This window comes from Bradyrhizobium sp. Leo114 (genome assembly GCF_055229415.2).
The window spans coordinates 24789-39787 of record NZ_JBUYEN020000027.1; the positions used below are offsets into that span (position 1 = coordinate 24789).

14 protein-coding genes are annotated in these 14999 nt (G+C 63.3%); 11 read left to right on the top strand and 3 right to left on the bottom strand.

Annotation, left to right across the window (positions count from 1 at the left end; all coding sequences use genetic code 11):
• Positions 1-12 precede the first annotated feature (12 nt).
• The 10 genes from ACZIRK_RS28340 (at position 13) to ACZIRK_RS28385 (ending at position 9496) form a co-directional block, all read left to right on the top strand.
• On the top strand, positions 13-1272 hold the full coding sequence (locus ACZIRK_RS28340) for an ABC transporter substrate-binding protein (RefSeq protein WP_474418592.1): 1260 nt from the start codon (positions 13-15) through the stop codon (positions 1270-1272).
• Between the two features lie 98 nt (positions 1273-1370).
• Complete coding sequence (locus ACZIRK_RS28345) at positions 1371-2273, top strand: branched-chain amino acid ABC transporter permease (protein ID WP_474418593.1); 903 nt, start codon at positions 1371-1373, stop codon at positions 2271-2273.
• Complete coding sequence (locus ACZIRK_RS28350) at positions 2270-3301, top strand: branched-chain amino acid ABC transporter permease (protein ID WP_028164868.1); 1032 nt, start codon at positions 2270-2272, stop codon at positions 3299-3301. Before ACZIRK_RS28345 ends, ACZIRK_RS28350 begins: the two co-directional genes overlap by 4 nt.
• 2 nt (positions 3302-3303) lie before the next feature.
• A complete protein-coding gene (locus tag ACZIRK_RS28355) occupies positions 3304-4062 on the top strand; it encodes an ABC transporter ATP-binding protein (RefSeq protein WP_474418594.1) in 759 nt (252 codons plus the stop codon).
• Positions 4059-4775, top strand: coding sequence for an ABC transporter ATP-binding protein (locus tag ACZIRK_RS28360; RefSeq protein ID WP_474418595.1), 717 nt, complete (start codon positions 4059-4061; stop codon positions 4773-4775). The genes ACZIRK_RS28355 and ACZIRK_RS28360 overlap by 4 nt, the downstream gene beginning before the upstream one ends.
• 25 nt (positions 4776-4800) lie before the next feature.
• The gene (locus ACZIRK_RS28365) at positions 4801-6024 is read left to right on the top strand and encodes a CaiB/BaiF CoA transferase family protein (RefSeq protein ID WP_474418596.1); all 1224 of its coding nucleotides are present in this window, start codon (positions 4801-4803) and stop codon (positions 6022-6024) included.
• Positions 6021-6797 carry an enoyl-CoA hydratase/isomerase family protein gene (locus tag ACZIRK_RS28370; protein ID WP_474418597.1) on the top strand — a complete coding sequence of 259 codons (777 nt, stop codon included), beginning with the start codon at positions 6021-6023 and terminating at the stop codon, positions 6795-6797. Before ACZIRK_RS28365 ends, ACZIRK_RS28370 begins: the two co-directional genes overlap by 4 nt.
• Complete coding sequence (locus tag ACZIRK_RS28375; protein WP_028164873.1) at positions 6797-7252, top strand: MaoC family dehydratase; 456 nt, start codon at positions 6797-6799, stop codon at positions 7250-7252. Before ACZIRK_RS28370 ends, ACZIRK_RS28375 begins: the two co-directional genes overlap by 1 nt.
• A 4-nt stretch (positions 7253-7256) precedes the next feature.
• Entirely contained in the window at positions 7257-8111 is an 855-nt protein-coding gene (locus ACZIRK_RS28380; protein WP_474418598.1) for an HpcH/HpaI aldolase/citrate lyase family protein, read from the top strand.
• A gap of 152 nt (positions 8112-8263) precedes the next feature.
• Positions 8264-9496: an acetyl-CoA C-acetyltransferase gene (locus tag ACZIRK_RS28385; protein WP_474418599.1), complete on the top strand. Its 1233-nt coding sequence runs from the start codon at positions 8264-8266 to the stop codon at positions 9494-9496.
• A gap of 3 nt (positions 9497-9499) precedes the next feature.
• On the opposite strand, the gene ACZIRK_RS28390 is transcribed toward ACZIRK_RS28385, so the two are convergent.
• The 3 genes from ACZIRK_RS28390 to ACZIRK_RS28400 are packed head-to-tail and all read right to left on the bottom strand — an operon-like array spanning position 9500 to position 13303.
• Positions 9500-11092, bottom strand: a complete 1593-nt coding sequence (locus tag ACZIRK_RS28390) for a sensor histidine kinase (protein ID WP_474418600.1) — start codon at positions 11090-11092, stop codon at positions 9500-9502.
• A complete protein-coding gene (locus ACZIRK_RS28395) occupies positions 11089-11760 on the bottom strand; it encodes a response regulator (protein ID WP_456643190.1) in 672 nt (223 codons plus the stop codon). Before ACZIRK_RS28395 ends, ACZIRK_RS28390 begins: the two co-directional genes overlap by 4 nt.
• Entirely contained in the window at positions 11651-13303 is a 1653-nt protein-coding gene (locus ACZIRK_RS28400) for a DUF4153 domain-containing protein (RefSeq protein ID WP_474418601.1), read from the bottom strand. The genes ACZIRK_RS28395 and ACZIRK_RS28400 overlap by 110 nt, the downstream gene beginning before the upstream one ends.
• A 186-nt stretch (positions 13304-13489) precedes the next feature.
• Between ACZIRK_RS28400 and ACZIRK_RS28405 the strand changes: the two genes are divergently transcribed.
• Positions 13490-14791, top strand: coding sequence for a glycoside hydrolase family 3 N-terminal domain-containing protein (locus ACZIRK_RS28405; protein WP_474418602.1), 1302 nt, complete (start codon positions 13490-13492; stop codon positions 14789-14791).
• The last annotated feature ends 208 nt before the right edge of the window (positions 14792-14999 follow it).

A 14999-nucleotide genomic window follows, 5' to 3' on the forward strand; every position in this document is an offset into this window, starting at 1 on the left:
TGGGAGGGGAGAATGAAGAGAACCCGTCAACCGGGCATCAGCCGCCGTGCGACTCTGGCGCTGATGGGCGCCGGTGCGGTGACGATTGCTGCGCCATGGGTGGCCCGCGCGCAGGCCAAGACCATCAAGATCGGCATGCCGACGATTCTGTCGGGCCGCGTTGCGCAGCTCGGCACGTCCTCGCGCAACGCCGTGCTGCTCGAGGTCGAGAAGGTCAACGCGGCGGGCGGCCTTGCAGGCCGGCAGATCGAGATGGTCATCCGCGACTCCAAGGGCCAGCCGCAGGAAGCAGCCCGCGTTGCGCGCGAACTCGTCAACACCGATGGCTGCGAGATGCTGTTCGACGGCGAGGCCTCGTCCGGATCGTTCGCAGTTCACGAAGTGGCACGCGACCTCGGTGTGCTCTGCATCCACACCTGCTCGGAAGCCTCCTCGCTGACCGCGGATCCGAAGCAGCACATTCCGAACGCATTCCGCTGCGTCCGGCAGGGCATTCATGATTCGATCGTCGGCGGCAGCTATGCGGCCGCAATCGCGAAGGCCAAGGGCCTGAAGAAATGGGCGACCTGCTCGCCGGACTATGCCTATGGCCGCGATACCACCGGCGAATTCGCGCTCTATCTCAAGCGCTTTGCGCCCGATGTCGAGATCATCAGCGAGTCATGGCCAAAGCTGTTCCAGCCTGACTACACCGAAGTGGTGACGAAGATCCTGCAGGCAAAGCCGCAGGCGCTGTATACGTGCCTGTGGGGCGGCGATCTGACGTCCTATATCGACCAGGCCAACATCTACGCGCTGTTCACGCAGATGGAGGTCTTCGCCGTCAACATGGCTGATTACACCGCGCTCACGGTGGTGAAGAACCTGCCGAAGGGCATTCACTCCGGCAACCGCTACATCAAGACATTCCCGAAGACGCCGGAGAATGGCGCGTGGGGCGACGCCTACCGGGCGAAGTACAACGAGTACCCGACCAACTGGTCGTGGCAGAACGCGACTGCGGTGATGCTGCTCGCCGAGGCGGTGAAAAAAGCCAACTCCACCGACGGCAAGAAGGTCGCGGAAGCATTGCGCGGGCTAACGATCAAATGCCCGTTCGGCGCCGACGGCACCGTGACGATGCGCGCGGAGGACAACACCCTGGTCGGCTACGCCATCGGCTGGGGCACCACGATCCCGCAGGAACCTTATGTGCCGGAGGTGAAGGCCGGCGACTGGAAGACCATCTTCGAGCTCGAAGCCGAGTGGAAGAAGAGCAAGGGCTACACCTGACCGGCCTGTGAGTGGAGGCGGGCGGGCCGCTTCCACATACGTCACGTTTGGCGAGTTGCGCGCCGACGGTTTCGGCGCGCTGAGATGGAAATACTGCATTGGATATAGACGCGCTCGCTGGCTGCCTCGCCAGTCCGGCCTGCCTGGTGACGCAAACCACCAGCGGCCTCATTATCGGTATGCTGCTGTTTCTCGTCGCCGTCGGGCTGACGCTGATCTTCGGCGTGCTCAAGGTGGTCAATTTCAGCCATGGCGCCTTCTATATGTTCGGCGCCTATTTCGCGATGACGGCCTACCAGCTCACGGACAGCTTTGCGCTCGCGATGCTTTGCGGCGCGGCGGGCACGGCGCTCCTTGGCCTGATCTTCGAGCGCGTGTTCATGAGCCGCGTCTATGGCGCCGACGTGCTGATGCAATTGCTGGTCTGCTACGCCTTCGTGCTGATCTTCGACGACGTCGTACGCATGATCTGGGGGCCTGAATTCAAGTCGATGGGCATGCCGTCGGCGTTCCAGGTGCCGCCGCTGTTCATCGCCGGCGGCGTCGTGCCGCCCTATTACCTGCTGCTGATCGGGGTCGCATTGGCCGCCGCCTTGGTGCTTGGCCTTGGGCTCGCCCGCACCCGGATCGGCAAGGTGATCCGCGCGGCCGCCCACAATCCGGGCATGATATCGGCGCTCGGCATCAATACCGGGCTGCTCTATGGCGGCGTGTTCGCGCTCGGCGGCATGCTCGCTGGGCTTGCCGGCGCACTGGCGGCGCCGGTGCGCTCGCTGACGCCGGGAATGGGATTTTCGGTGCTGATCGAATCCTTCATCGTTACCGTGATCGGCGGCATGGGCTCGATCCTGGGCGCGCTGATCGGAGCTCTGCTCATCGGCCTGATCCGCTCGTTCGGCTCGCTCGGCTTTCCCCTGTTCACCGAAGGCCTGATGTACCTGTTCATGGTGATCGTCCTGGTGTCACGGCCGACCGGCCTGTTCGGCAAGGAGGTCGCATGACCGAGCTGCAGGCTGATCGCGCGTCGGAGACCTTGACTACGCCGCGCATCGAAACGCGCTCGTTCCGCTCGCGTTATCGCGACATTCTGATTGCGCTGGTCGCCTTTGCGGTGCTGGCGGCGCTGCCATTCTTCTTCGGCAGCAAGGCGCTGCTCGATTTCGTGATCCGCTGTTCAGCGTTCGGCCTGTTCGCGACGTCGCTCAATCTGCTCGTCGGCTATACCGGCATGATCTCGTTCGGGCACGGCATGTTCTTCGGTCTCGGCGCCTATGGCTTCGGCCTGCTGATGCAGCGCACCGGCGTGCCGATACCGGTGGCTTTTGTGGCGACGCTCGCGATCACCGCCGTTTTCGCTGCGATCATCGGTGCGATCTGCGTGCGGCTGAAGGAGATCTACTTCGCGTTCGTCACGCTGGCATTCCAGATGCTGATCCACTCGACGATCCTGACCTGGGCGTCGCTGACCGGCGGCGACCAGGGCTTGCGCGGCGGCATCCCACGGCCGGTTTTTTTCGGCATCGATCTTGCCAATCATGTGCATCTCTACATCACAAGCTGCGCGCTGCTGGTGCTCGGCCTGCTTCTGATGCGCCAGATCGCGCAATCGCCGTTCGGCTATACGCTGCGCATGATCCGCGACAATGCGCGGCGCGCCAGCTTTATCGGCATCGATGTCTGGCGCGCCAAGCTGACCATCTTCGTGCTGGCGGCGCTGTTCGCGTCCACCGGCGGCATGGTGATGGCGCTGTTCGTCTCCGGCGCCTATCCCGAATTCGCCTACTGGACGATTTCGGGCGAGGGCATCTTCATCAACATGCTCGGCGGCGTCACCACGTTCCTGGGGCCGATGGTCGGCACGGTGCTGCTGCTGATCCTCAACGATACCGTCACCCGCTACACGGAATATCATGGCATCGTGCTCGGCGTCGTGATCCTGTTCTTCGCCATTGGCCTGCGCAAGGGCCTGATGGATTATGTGCTCGAGTGGTATGCGCAGCGGCGCGACGGGCCAGGGGAGCGCGGCTAGCCATGCTTGATATTCGCGGGCTCTCAAAGTCGTTCGGCGGGGTGAAAGCGACGGACAATGTTTCGCTGGATTTTTCCGATGGCTCGCTCACAGCCGTGATTGGTCCGAATGGTGCCGGCAAGAGCACATTCTTCAACCTGATCACGGGCGCGCTCAGGCCGGATGCCGGCGAGGTCCTGCTCGATAGCGTCGATCTCGCCGGCAAGTCGCCGCCCGAGATCGTGCGGCACGGCATCGGACGGGCGTTCCAGGTCGCCAGCATCTTTCCTTCGCTCACCGTGCAGGAGACCATGCTCGCAGCGGTCTGCGCGGATCAGCGCCGCTCGACCGTGCTGCACCGGCGTTTCCCGCTCGTCGAGACGCGGGATCGCGCCGAGCACGCGATGGAATTGCTCGGCCTTTCCAACAAGCGCCACCGCACCGCCGCGACACTGTCGCATGGCGATCAGAAGCTGCTCGATATCGCGCTGGCGTTGGTGCTCGACCCAAAGGTGCTGCTGCTGGACGAGCCGACCGCCGGCATGGGCACCGAGGAGCGCTGGCGGATGATCGACAAGGTCCGGGAGCTCTGGGAGACGCAGAAGATCACGGTCGTCTTCATCGAGCACGACATGGACATCGTGTTCAAGATCGCGCCGAGGATCGTCGTGCTCTGCTACGGCCGCATCCTTGCGACTGGCACACCTGATGCCATCAGGCGCAACGAAGCGGTGATCGAGGCTTATCTCGGCACCGAGGACCATGCCGAGGCCGTGACATGAGCGCTTTGCCAGTCGTGCAGGTCGAGGACCTCGACGTCTACTACGGCACTAGCCAGATCCTGTTTGGCGTCGGCCTCTCGGTGCGGCAGGGCGAGACCGTGGCGCTGCTTGGCCGCAATGGCGCCGGCAAGTCCACTACCATGAAGGCGATCATGGGGCTTGCGCCGGCGCGTCGCGGCAAGGTGACCCTGAACGGCAGGACCGTTTCCGGGATGCGGCCGCATCGCATCGCCCGCGCCGGATTGGGTTTTGTCCCGGAGGACCGCCAGATCTTCCCGGAGCATACGGTCGAAGACAATCTCGTCATCGGCCAGAAGAAAGGGCCGAATGGCGAGGACGAATGGTCGATCCAGCGCATCTATGACGTTTTCCCGCTGCTCGAGCCATTGCGCTACCGGATCGCGGGACGGCTGTCCGGCGGCGAGCAGCAGATGCTGGCCATCGCGCGGACGCTGATGGGCAACCCCGCGCTGCTGCTCTTGGACGAGCCGAGCGAGGGGCTGGCACCGATCATCGTGCAACGAATCGGCGAACTGTTGCGGCAGCTTCGCGCAACCGGCGCCACGGTGTTGATCGCCGAGCAAAACATGCATTTTTGCCTTGGCCTTGCGAGCCACGCGACGGTTATCGACAAGGGCCAAATCGTCTACACATCTCCCATCGAAGAGCTGAAGGCCAACGACAACATTCGGCAGCGCTATCTGGCGCTGTAGCCTTCGGCCCCCATGGGGAGGATGAATGGCGATTGATAGCAGGCTGGCGCCAACGCACGAGGCGCCCTATCGCGGCCTTCGCGTGCTCGATTTCGGACAGGGCATTGCGTCGCCCTATTGCGCGATGCTGCTTGGCGTTTACGGGGCCGACGTCATCAAGGTCGAGCCGCCCGAGGGCGACTGGTCGCGCTATCTCGGGACCACCTATGGCAACCACACCACGCTGTCGGCGGTCTATAACCGCGGCAAGCGCAGCCTTTGCCTCGACCTGAAGCAGAAGGATGGGATCGCGATTGCTCAGAAGCTGGCGAGGGACACCGACGTCCTGATCGAAGGCTTCAGGCCCGGCGTGGCCGCGCGGCTCGGGCTTGGGTATGAATCGCTATCACGCGACAATCCCAGCCTGGTCTATCTCTCGGTCAGCGGCTTCGGGCAAAGTGGGCCTTACGCGAAGCGTCCCGGATCGGATTCCGTGGCGCAGGCGTTTTCGGGTCTGGTCTCGGTCAATGTCGGCGCCGACGGTACACCGCACCGGGTCGGCACGACGATCTCCGACGTCGTCACGGGCGTCTATGCCTTCCATGCCATCGCCACCACGCTGTTCGCGCGGGCGACCGTGGGCACGGGGCGCTGGATCGACGTCAATCTCTGCCAGTCGACGGCGGCGCTGCTGGGGCACAAGGTTGCTGAGTTCATTCTGGAAGGCGGTGCACCGCGCGCGCTCAACGTGCCGGCTGGCACCTACCAGGCCAAGGACGGCTGGATGATGGTGACGCTGGTGAACGAAGCGCAGTACAGGCGGCTCTGCACGGCGATCGGGCGCGAAGATCTCGCCACTGATCCGCGTTTTGCCGATTTCGCTCGGCGTGCGGATTCGGCTGATACGCTGATCCCGCAGCTACGGGAAGTCTTCCTGACCCAAACGGCCGAGGCGTGGCTGACGCGGCTGCATGCGGCCGATATCATCGCGGAGCGCATCCACAATCCCGGCGAATGGCTGAGGAATGCTCACGTCGAGGCAACCAAGGCCGCGGTCTGCCAGGATACGCCCGGCGTCGGCCCGGTCTACACGCCGCGGACGCCGGGGATCGCAAGTCGTTCAGAGGACGATCTGCGTCCCGCGCCGGATATCGGACAGGACAGCGTCGAGGTTCTGACAGAGGCTGGCTTCGACGGTGCCGTCATCGATGCGTTGATCGCGGCCGGTGCCGTGCGTCAGTCGCGGCCAAATGGAGATGGTGCACCATGAGCGAGAAACTCGTCCGCTACTTGGTTGCCGACGGTATTGCCGAGATCATGCTGGATCGCCCGCCGGTCAACGCGCTGAGCCTGTCCTTGATCGATGCGCTGCTGGCTGCATTGCAGACGGCCAAGGACGATGCAGCCGTGCGCGCCGTGATCATCGGCAGTGCCCACAAGGTGTTTTGTGCCGGGCTCGATCTCGACATCGTGCGCGGCAAGCCGGCGATCGAGATCAAGGGCTTTCTCGAACGGCTCTACTTCGCCCTCAACGATGTCCAGTACCGAATGGGCAAGCCGACGATTGCAGCGATCGATGGTGCCGCGCGGGCTGGCGGCATGACCATTGCCATATCCTGCGACATGATCATTGCCGGCGACGCCTCGACCTTCGGCTATCCGGAGATCGATGTCGGGCTGATACCAGCGCTTCACTTCGTGCATTTGCCGCGGCTGGTCGGAAAGCACCAGGCCTTCGGCCCGTTGTTTCTCGGCGAGCCGTTCGATGCGGCAACCGCGTTTCGCATGGGCCTTTTGAGCGAAGTCGTGACGAAGGGGACCGCGCTCGATCGCGCCCGCGAGGTCGCCCGAAAGCTCGCCGCCAAGTCGCCGATCGTGATGAAGCTCGGCCGCGATGCCTTCATGCGCGCAGTGGATGCGGACTACCGCCGCGCGATCGAGAACGCGGCCGAGAGTTTTGCGCTTGTCGCGACGACGGAAGATTGTCAGGAAGGGTTGAACGCGTTCGTCGAGAAGCGGACGCCAAACTATCGGGGACGCTGATGGCAGGACTATATTTCGAGGAGTTCGAGGTCGGGCGGGAATTCCATCATGAATTCAGCCGCACCGTGACCGAGATGGACAATACGATGTTCAGTCTGTTGACCATGAACCCGCAGCCGTTGCATCTCGATGCCCATTTCGCCGAGAAGACCGAATATGGCCAGCGGCTGTTCAACAGCCTCTATACGCTCGGCATCATGATCGGCATGAGCGTCTATGATACGACGCTCGGCACCACCGTCGGCAATCTGGGCATGACGGATGTGAAGTTTCCGAAGCCGGTGTTTCATGGCGATACGCTGCGGGCGCACACCAAGATCGTCTCGAAGCGCCCGAGCAAGTCGCGGCCGACCCAGGGGCTCGTGGAATTCGAGCACACCATGACCAACCAGCGCGGCGAGGTGGTGGCGAGCTGCCGCCGTACCGGGCTGATGCTCTGCAAACCGAAGGCGTGAGGCGATGCGTTCGTTCCTGTTTGTTCCCGGCGACAGCGTCCGGAAATTCGAAAGCGCGAAGAAGACGGCCGCGGATGCCCTGATCCTCGATCTCGAGGATTCCATTGCGCCGGAGCAGAAAGAGGCGGCGCGCGGCATCACGCGCGAGATGTTGAATTCGCGCAATCCGGATCAGAAGATGTATGTCCGCGTCAACGCGCTCGACACCGACATGACGCTGGGCGATCTCGCAGCCGTCATGCCGGGGAAGCCAGACGGCATCGTCCTGCCGAAATGTGCAGGGGCCCCCGACGTCAACAAGCTCGCGCTTTACCTCGATGCGTTCGAGGCGGCATCCGGCATTGCCCAGGGCACGACACGCATCGTGACGGTTGCGACCGAGACGGCGCGGGCGGTGCTGAAACTGCTCGACTTCGAGAATATGAGCCCACGGCTATGGGGCATGATGTGGGGCGCCGAAGATCTCGCCGCCTCGCTCGGGGCCTCGCGCAACCGCACCGGTAGTCGTTTTCACAGCCCGTTCTGGCTGGCGCGCGATCTCTGCCTGATCAGCGCGGCTGCCGCCGGCGTCGTCGCCATCGATACGATCGCGACCGACATCAACAATCTGGATGCGCTCCGGGAGGAATGCATCACGGCGCGGCAGGATGGTTTCCTGGCAAAGGCGGTGATCCATCCAAAGCATGTCGACGTCGTCAATGCTGCCTTCATGCCGACGGACGAGGAGATCGCGTGGTCGGAGCGCGTCGTCGCTGCGTTCGCGGGAAATCCGTCCGGTGTGGTGAAGATGGATGGCAAGATGCTGGACAAGCCGCATCTGCGCGCCGCGGAGAAGATTCTGGCGCTGCGGCGGGGGTAGCGTAGGGTGGGCAAAGCGAAGCGTGCCCACCTTTCTGGCATCGACCGTAAGTGGTGGGCACGCTTCGCTTTACCCATCCTACGACAGCGAATTGACTTTGCCGGATGATCGGCTGCAAATGAGCCGATGTAATACTGTCTGAGGAACACACCATGGTTGACGCGCTGATCATCGATGCATGCAGGACGCCGCGAGGCATTGGCAAGGCGGGCAAGGGCGCGCTGTCAGGCATTCATCCGCAGCAGCTCGGCGCCACCGTGCTGCGGGCGCTGGCCGATCGCACCGGCATCGATACCGCCGATGTCGACGACATTATCTGGGGCACCAGTTCCCAGCGCGGCGCGCAGAGCGGCGATCTCGGCCGCATGTCGGCGCTGGATGCAGGCTATGACGTGAAGGCGAGCGGCGTGACGCTCGATCGCTTCTGCGGTTCCGGCATCACCAGCGTCAACATGGCCGCCGCTTCGATCATGTCGGGCTCCGAGGATCTCGTGATCGCCGGTGGCACCGAGGTGATGTCGATGGAAGGCCGGCGCGGCGAGGGGCCATTCATGATGGACGCCGGAAATCTCCGCCTGCGCGCAAGGCATCCGCAATCGCATCAGGGCGTCTGCGCCGACGCCGTGGCGACGCTCGAGGGCATCAGGCGGCAGGACGTCGATGCGCTCGGACTGGAAAGCCAGAAGCGGGCAGCGGCCGCGATCAAGGGCGGCCATTTCGACAAGAGCCTGGTTCCTGTCTATCGCGAGGATGGCACGCTCGCGCTCGACAAGGAGGAATATCCGCGGCCGCAGACCACGCTCGAAGGGCTCGCGGCGCTGAAACCTGCCTTCCCGGCGATCGCCGACTACGCGCTCGACGACAAGGGGACGACCTATCGCAAGCTGATCCTGGAAAAATATCCCGATCTCGACATCGACTTTGTCCATCACGCGGGAAATTCGTCCGGCGTGGTCGATGGCTCTGCCGCGATCCTGCTGGCTTCGCCTGACTACGCCAGGAAGCACGGCTTGAAGCCGCGGGCGCGCGTGGTCGCGATGGCCAATATGGGGGATTCGCCGACCCTGATGCTGAACGCGCCAGTGCCGGCGGCGCGCAAGGTGCTGGCCAAGGCCGGGCTGACGCTTGACGATATCGACCTGTTCGAGATCAACGAAGCCTTTGCCGTGGTCGCGGAGAAGTTCATCCGCGATCTCAAGCTGGATCGCGAGAAGGTCAACGTCAATGGCGGCGCCATCGCGCTCGGTCATCCCATCGGCGCCACCGGCTCGATCCTGATCGGCACGGTGCTGGATGAATTGGAGCGGCGTGACCTCAAGCGCGGTCTGGTGACGATGTGTGCCGCCGGCGGCATGGCGCCTGCGATCATCATCGAGCGGGTGTGAGGTTCAAGCGGCGGGAAGCCTAAGCTCGAAGGTCACGCCTTCACTGGTCGGCAGCAGTCGGATCGAGCCGCCGTGACTTGTCATCACGGCGCGCACGATCGCAAGCCCCATCCCGGTGCCGCCGGCATCGCGGCGGGTGGTGAAGAAGGCGTCGAAGATCCGTTCGCGGTTGGCTTCCGAGATCGGATCACCATCATTGCCCACGACCAGCCTGACGGCCGTATGCTCGTCCACGGCGTCGAGCCGTATATTCCTGGCGTTGTGCCGCACGGCGTTGTCGGCAAGGTGTGAGAGGACGATCAGCGCCTTTTCGCCGGACATCCCGATCGGCCGGTCGAGACTGCCGGCCGCCGTGACAACGCAAGCCGGGAACCGGCCCTTGAGATCACTGATCACGGACGCGAGTTCGGTGCGCTCGTTCTGCGGCACGGTTTCGGCGCGCGCTAGTTCGCGCAAGCGCTGGGCCATCGCTTCGAGGCGCTCGGTATCGCCGAGAATGTTCGACACGAAGGTCCTCTGCTCGGAACGGGTCAGGCCGTCCGATTTGTCGTCCAGAGAATCCAAGAGCAGCTCCGCCGCGCCCTTGATCGAGGTGAGCGGCGATTTCAGCTCGTGCGTGAGATGTGCCGAGAACGTCGCGATGTAGTCCGAACGCCGCGCCAACTGTTCGGCCGTGCCGAAGAAGCTATGCGAGAGCTGTGCGAATTCGCGCGTGCCGTAGTGCCGCAACGGACGGAATGCGCTGCGATCACCTTTGCCGATGCGCGCGGCGCGGCCGATCAGTTCGTGCATGGGCTGGGTGATGGTGCGAGAGAAAAACAGCCCGATCGCCATCGTCGCAAGGATCACGGCGAGCGCGGCGAGCAGGAACTTGACGCGTTCCTGATAGAGATGGTCGAAAATGTTGCTCGGGGTCCGGGTCGTATAGATCACGCCGGCCACGCGGTTGTTGACGATCACCGGCATCGCGGAAAACACGTGCACGCCGACGCCGCGGCTGATGGAATAGATCGGCGGCGGGGGCTTGTCCGGCATGCGGATTCGCAGCGCCGCGCGATATTCGCCATGGAGCGCCGCGGCGATTTCCTCGATATGGGCGAGCGATTGTCCGACTTCCTGACGTCCCGCGATCACGACGCCGTGCGGATCGAGGATCCTGAATCCGGCTAGCGTTACCTTCTGCGTCTCGCGGACGATCGGCAGCAGTCGCGCGCCGATCTCGACATAGGCCTGGTCGGCCGGTGCGCGCGCGGGCAGGGCGGCGGGCCGCCGTCGCAACAGGTCATTGCCGGCAAGATCGAGCGCGGGCCGGATCGGCGTGACCTGATCGCCAGGATCGGGCAAGACGCCGGGCGGGACCTCGGCGCCGAGAGGAATCCCGTTGGTGAGCTGCGCCTGCACCTCCTGTGCGAAGATCGCCGCCAGCACGCGGCTCTGCGCAATCAGCTCGGCCTGGGTCTGGCGAATGAGCTGGTTGTCATAGAGGCGGAAGAAGAACAGGCCGACCAGGGGCAATATGGCGACGGTCGCCAGCACGGTGAAGATGACCAGGCTGAGCGATGGCCGCCATTTGTCGGGCGCATTCGGACCGCTCATGCCTGTGGCTCGCATCGCCCGAGCTTGAAGCCGACGCCGTGAATGGTCTCGATGACGTTGTCGCAGTTCAGCGCGGCGAGCTTGGCGCGGATGTTGCGGATGTGGCTGTCGATGGTGCGGTCGGACACCTGGATGTTGAGCTGGTAGGATGCGCGCATGAGCTGCTCGCGGTTGAAGACGGCCGTCGGCCGCGTCAGGAAGGCACGCAGGATTCCGAACTCGATTGCCGTCAGCCGGAGCGGTATCCCGGCAAACAACGCGACGTGCTGCTCGGGATCGACGGACAGTCTGCCTTGCGTGAGAACCGTGTTGCCGGCTTTGGCGTCGCCGCCGCGAGGGTTCATGCGCCGCAGGATGACGTTGACGCGGGCGACGAGCTCGCGCGGGCTGAACGGTTTTGTCACGTAGTCGTCGCCGCCAATCTCGAGGCCCAGCACGCGGTCGATCTCATCGTCGCGCGCCGACAGGAACAGGATCGGTACATCGGAATTCTTTCGCACCTCCCGGCAGACGTCGAGCCCGTCCAGCTCTGGCATCCCGATGTCGAGCACGATGAGGTCAGGCCGGTCGCTTGCAAATCGGGCGAGCGCCTCCTTGCCGTCGCGCGCCTCGACCACGTTCATGCCGGCTTTCTTGAGGGCGACGCGGATGACTTCGCGGATGTGCAGGTCGTCGTCGACGATAAGAATACGGTGCGTCAAACGTCCCTCCAGCCCGCTCGTCACCCGTGACCTTGTTCTTCTGTTCGCCGTCGAGATAGCGTTGCAGGCGCCAGCTTCGAAAACCCCAGGAACGCCAGGACGCCATGTCCCGCCGCTGCTGTTCTACAAGCGAATCTCGGCGGGAAACAAGGCACGGATCGCTGGTGCGAAGCTGCAGGACCTTCTCGACCGCGGGCAGCGCCTGCGGCCCGAGCTGAGCCAGGTAGTTTGTGTCGACCTGCAGGCCCTTGCCGGACACGTCCCGGCTGTGGGTGACATTGTAGTCGGCAATGATCGCAGCGAAGTTGACGAGCGAGCAGACATAGAGCACGGCCGTCAACGTGACCAGGTTTGCCGCTATCAGCCAGGCGTTGGAACGGTCCAGCATGATGCGGGCGACGATCAATAGAAGCCCGGCGGCGACCAGCAGCATCCAGATGAAAGCAGCCACGCGCCAATAGGTCAGAAGATATATCTGCACATAGAGGTCGAGCCGGTAGATGGCGGAAGCGACCAGCAGGACGTTCTGCGCCACCCATAAATAGACCAGGGGTCGTATGACCTTGGACCCTTCGGCGGGATCACCAGGCCGAATTGCGACGAGAACGAAGCCCGCTGCCAGCAGGGCCGTGACGATCAGGGGATAGGCGCCGCGATGGGCATATGAGGCATAGGTGACGCCGGCCGGGAGCGCCGCATTGCCCCAGAGATAGACCGCGTCCAGGATCGTCTGAACCGCGAACAGCAGATTGAACAGGATCAGCGAGCGCAGGATGGTCGGTGCGCCGAGGAAATCGACGACATCGGAAGATGTATCCGCGGCCGGCGTGGGGGATTCGGCCGCGGCAGCGACCGAGCCAGATTTGCGGCGCCACCTGACATGGATGAACGGCCAGACGAGGGATATCGCCACGATCCAGAACAGCGCCCGTCCGACGTTTAGATGCGAAGCAGCGTTGCTGGGGTTGATCAGGCCGATCCATATTTCGAGCACAGGGTTGGCGGCGACGAACAAGGCGACGAAAACTGTTCCAAGCAATGCTGGCACGAACCACAGGATGAGACCGCTGGTCAGCGCCGGCAGATTGAACATCCCGAGCGCGTCCACAAAGAACCTGAAAGGACTGACCAGGAAGAGGTCGCAAAGCGCCGCCGCTCGTTCGCCAGGGCCGGTGAGACCAGGGTTGGTCGTGAGCAAGAGGGCCGCTCCGAGCGCGAGCAAGATGATCGCAAGTGATGCCGCATTGACTTCCTCCACGGTCGGGACGAGGCCGGCGATCATGAGGAGGCCGCCGAGCATCGCTCGACGCCCCTCCAGTTTGGCGATGTTGGCAAGCAGCGAACCGCAGGCCAGCGCAACAGCGAAGACAGCAACCGATATTCCGATTCGCTCGCCGTAGAACAGCAAGTCGGCAAGCGCAGCCAGCGCGACCGCGATCGCGAGCTTGGCTGGCAGCGATAAGCTTTGGACGGGTCGGATATCGGCGGCGGGCGAAGGGAGACTTGTCATGTCAATTCCTTTGCGGATGTCGAACGCGGCGGACCTTGAACTGACGTTGTGCAAATCTCGAAATGGTCGTCTGCACGACTTCAGGAATTTTGTGCAGTTTCCGTGCAGACGTGGTTAAGTGCTCGCGCGGCATGTGTGCATTTGATAGGGGCGGGGTCTGTTGTTTCACACGCGGCGTCGCCAACCATGAAATTTCGAAATCGTGTCGTTATCATCGGGCTCTGGTTCGCCGGGTTGGTGCTCGCCCTTGTCGCCGCCAACAAGAACGAGCCCTATCTCGCCGTGCTGCGCGGAACGGGAAACATCGTGCTCGTGGTCACGAGCAGCGTGGTGGTCCTTGTCCTGCTGCTTCGCGGCTCCTGGCGGCGAGGGTTTTCGCGAAGATTGCTGGTCCTGTTGTGGTGCCTGCCGCCGCTTCTGATGCTGGGCGCGCATCTTACGTTCGAGCTGCGCAAGCGCGAGGTGTTGCAGGTCGACGCTGCGCAGGTGCGCAGCCTTGGGCCGCACTTCATGGTCGGCTATTCGTCGGTCTCAGCGGTGACAGTGCTGGCGGAGAAGGGCTTGATCGGCGGCATCTATGTCAGCAAGCACAATCTGCGGCGAAAGTCGGCGGAGGCGTTGAAAGCCGAGATCGCAGCCCTTCAGGACAAGCGGCGCGCTGCAGGGCTGCCGCCCTTGATCGTCGCAGCCGACCAGGAAGGTGGCATCGTTTCTCATCTGTCGCCGCCACTGACCAAGCTGCCGGCGCTAGCCACATTGGCGGAAATGACGTCGGACGTGCGGAAGGCGAAGGCCGAAGAATTCGGCCGCATTCACGGACAGGAATTGGCGGCGCTCGGGGTCAATCTCAATTTTGCCCCGGTGCTCGACCTGCGGCCCGAGGCTGGGCGTAATCGATTTGATTTCAATACGCTGATCGGCCGTCGCGCAATCTCAGCCGATCCCGCCATCGTCGGCGAGATCGCGCAGGCGTATGTTCACGGCCTCGAGGCGTTCGGCGTCGGGGCAACCGTCAAGCATTTTCCCGGGCTGGGCCGCGTCCGCGCCGATACCCATCACTTCAGCGCGGAACTCGGAACATCAGTGGACGAATTGGAAGCGTCCGACTGGCGTCCGTTCCGGGAGGTGCTGGCGAACTCAAAAGCGCAGCTCATGGTCGGCCATGTGACTCTCACCGCGATCGATCCGGATCATGCGGCCTCGCACTCAAAGCGCGTCGTCGACGGGATCATTCGAAACAAATGGAATTATCAGGGCATCGTGATGACGGATGACCTGGTGATGGGAGCGATCTACCAGCACAGTGTCTGCGATGCCGTCGTCGAGGCGCTGAATGCCGGCGTCGACATGCTCCTGGTCGCATTCGACGGCGCGCAGTTCTATCGCATCTTTGCCTGCGCGCTGGACGCGTCCCGACAGGGAAAGCTGGACCCGGCCATGCTGCGCCAAAGCGAGGCGCGCTTGAGACGCGCATTTCCAGGAGATTGAGGACACTCGTGGGGCGCGGGCGACCCGGATGCTCGGAGCAAGCCCAGATGCTGCGAGAGCAAACTGCGCCGCCTTTTTTCAAAAATGAACGATCGAGCCCGCTGATCGCCGCGGGGCGGTTGAAATTTGATCGGACAATCCCGGGATGAACCTCTAAAGTCAGTGTATCAGTCTTCCTGTCGGGACCCCGGCGCCGTTGCCTTGATTC

Coding starts and splice junctions, on each gene's coding strand:
- ACZIRK_RS28340 (WP_474418592.1), top strand. CDS start 13: ATGAAGAGAACCCGTCAACCGGGCATCAGCCGCCGTGCGACTCTGGCG.
- ACZIRK_RS28350 (WP_028164868.1), top strand. CDS start 2,270: ATGACCGAGCTGCAGGCTGATCGCGCGTCGGAGACCTTGACTACGCCG.
- ACZIRK_RS28370 (WP_474418597.1), top strand. CDS start 6,021: ATGAGCGAGAAACTCGTCCGCTACTTGGTTGCCGACGGTATTGCCGAG.
- ACZIRK_RS28375 (WP_028164873.1), top strand. CDS start 6,797: ATGGCAGGACTATATTTCGAGGAGTTCGAGGTCGGGCGGGAATTCCAT.
- ACZIRK_RS28405 (WP_474418602.1), top strand. CDS start 13,490: ATGAAATTTCGAAATCGTGTCGTTATCATCGGGCTCTGGTTCGCCGGG.
- ACZIRK_RS28365 (WP_474418596.1), top strand. CDS start 4,801: ATGGCGATTGATAGCAGGCTGGCGCCAACGCACGAGGCGCCCTATCGC.
- ACZIRK_RS28400 (WP_474418601.1), bottom strand. CDS start 13,303: ATGACAAGTCTCCCTTCGCCCGCCGCCGATATCCGACCCGTCCAAAGC.
- ACZIRK_RS28360 (WP_474418595.1), top strand. CDS start 4,059: ATGAGCGCTTTGCCAGTCGTGCAGGTCGAGGACCTCGACGTCTACTAC.
- ACZIRK_RS28385 (WP_474418599.1), top strand. CDS start 8,264: ATGGTTGACGCGCTGATCATCGATGCATGCAGGACGCCGCGAGGCATT.
- ACZIRK_RS28355 (WP_474418594.1), top strand. CDS start 3,304: ATGCTTGATATTCGCGGGCTCTCAAAGTCGTTCGGCGGGGTGAAAGCG.
- ACZIRK_RS28380 (WP_474418598.1), top strand. CDS start 7,257: ATGCGTTCGTTCCTGTTTGTTCCCGGCGACAGCGTCCGGAAATTCGAA.
- ACZIRK_RS28390 (WP_474418600.1), bottom strand. CDS start 11,092: ATGAGCGGTCCGAATGCGCCCGACAAATGGCGGCCATCGCTCAGCCTG.